Genomic DNA, 1,353 nt, shown 5'->3' with positions numbered 1-1,353 from the left:
GGCGCCACGCTGGTAACACCGGCGCCCACTTCGCGCACGATACCGGCGCCTTCATGGCCCAGGATCGATGGGAAAATGCCCTCGCTGTCCTTGCCCTCCAGTGTGTACGCATCGGTATGGCAGATGCCGGTGGCCATGATTTCCACCAGCACCTCACCAGCGCGCGGGCCTTCGACATCGATCTCGACGATTTCCAGCGGTTGGTTGGGCGCAAAGGCCACGGCGGCACGACTTTTCATTGGTTGTTCCCTGATGGCTTGCAGCCACACATGCCCGCCAACCGCGCAGCTTGCCAAGGGGCATGGCTTGCTTTTTCAAGCGTATCGGGTCATTGGGCACGAACAAGGCAGTCCGGCAACGGGAGCGCGGTGTGCGCTGCCCGGCGTTCGACATGCAACAACAGGATATTTCATGCGTTTTACCAGCGAGTTCCGGGCCTGACATGCCAAAAGAAGAGATTATCCGGATCGAAGGTGAAATCACCGAAATCCTGCCCGATGGTCGTTTCCGCGTGAAGCTGGAAAACGAACATGAAATCATCGCCTACACCGCCGGCAAGATGCGCAAAAATCGGATCCGGTCGATCGTGGGGGACCGGGTGCACGTTGAAATGACGCCCTATGATCTCGACAAGGGCCGCATCGTCTTCCGCGAAAAGACCACGCCGATGCCGATGAACCAGCGGCGCTTTTTCCGCCGCTGATGCCCTGCTGGCCGGCAACCGGCCCGCTGCACCAGCCGAGCCTGATGGTCAGGGCACACGCCCGGCACCCATGCTGCCGACATCTCATCAGCACAGCCAGACTCAATGCGCGTTTGCCTGGCGGCCTTGCCGTGCGCGCCGGCAATGGTCGCTGTTGCAGTCGTCTCCCGCTCCCACCGCACCACGATCACACCCACGGCAAGGCCGCATGCTTGGGCAGCGAGCGCGCGCGCCTGAATTTACCATCAAACCGGATAAAATTAGTTATCTGTTCGCTTGATTTAATTTTAGGTTAACTGTATGTGATGGGTCGTTGAAGTTGCATTAACGAGGGATGTTCCCATGGCTCAGTATACAGTGACAATGTTGAAGGCGCAGGAAGCTGCGGGCGGGATCGTTCTGGACCGCGTTGTGGGTCCCGGCTGGGCTGACACCCCCGGCAACCTGCTCGACCATCTGATCAAGGGTCGTCACGAATTCGTGTTGGAGAACACCAACCTGCGCCTCGCAGCGCAGCGCCATGCCGGCAACACGTGGATGTTGCAGGTGGTCGACGAAGCTGGCCAGCCGCAAGCGGCCGAGCGTCTGCCGCACTGGCGCGTCGAGCGCTATCGTGCGCCCAAGCCGACGCGGATGAACTGGTTCCAGCG

Annotated in this window: 3 protein-coding genes; 2 read left to right on the top strand and 1 reads right to left on the bottom strand. The window is 60.4% G+C overall.

Translation table 11 applies throughout. The features are described from left to right. Window positions 1-239, bottom strand: a 239-nt coding sequence (locus tag ABWP50_RS11930; RefSeq protein ID WP_353218214.1) for an alcohol dehydrogenase catalytic domain-containing protein, incomplete at its 3' end; no start/stop codon positions are given. Between the two features lie 203 nt (window positions 240-442). On the opposite strand from ABWP50_RS11930, the gene infA reads away from it, so the two are divergent. After that, entirely contained in the window at window positions 443-703 is a 261-nt protein-coding gene (infA, locus tag ABWP50_RS11925) for a translation initiation factor IF-1 (protein ID WP_017668801.1), read from the top strand. Between the two features lie 363 nt (window positions 704-1,066). After that, window positions 1,067-1,353, top strand: a 287-nt coding sequence (locus ABWP50_RS11920) for a hypothetical protein (RefSeq protein ID WP_353218209.1), incomplete at its 3' end; no start/stop codon positions are given.

The sequence above is a fragment of the Sandarakinorhabdus sp. genome (assembly GCF_040398645.1).
Classification (GTDB): Bacteria; Pseudomonadota; Alphaproteobacteria; order Sphingomonadales; family Sphingomonadaceae; genus Sandarakinorhabdus.
This window is presented reverse-complemented; position numbering and strand designations above follow the sequence as displayed.

Bases quoted from the DNA above. Each gene is read 5' to 3' on its own strand.
- infA (WP_017668801.1), top strand. From the start codon at position 443: ATGCCAAAAGAAGAGATTATCCGGATCGAAGGTGAAATCACCGAAATC.